The organism is Alteromonas sp. ABH4_456 (genome assembly GCF_056160645.1).
Window position 1 is genome coordinate 1 of sequence record NZ_JBSWXO010000055.1, and the last position, 290, is coordinate 290.

1 protein-coding gene is annotated in these 290 nt (G+C 52.8%); it reads right to left on the reverse strand.

Annotation, left to right across the window (positions count from 1 at the left end; all coding sequences use genetic code 11):
* Positions 1-55 precede the first annotated feature (55 nt).
* On the reverse strand, positions 56-290 hold a 235-nt coding region (locus ACXAG2_RS20920), incomplete at its 5' end, for an ATP-binding protein (RefSeq protein ID WP_474864982.1).

The following is a 290-nucleotide window of genomic DNA, read 5'->3' on the forward strand; positions in this document are numbered from 1 at the left end:
ATTTGAACACCCCAGATCAACGCATCGTTGGCTAGCTGATTTTTACCTTAAGTGTTCAAGTGGCGTCAACGGTCGCCAGTGTTTTTCTCATCGATTCTCCCTTCAGTTTTATCCGGTGAGCGTTGTGCATCAGGCGGTCGAGGATGGCATCGGCCAGCGTATTGTCACCGATGGATTGATACCATTGGTCGGTGGGCAACTGGCTGATGAGGATGGTTGAGCTGCTGCCGTGGCGGTCATCCATGATTTCCATCAGGTCGTTGCGTTGAGCCGCGTTAAGCGGCTCCAGT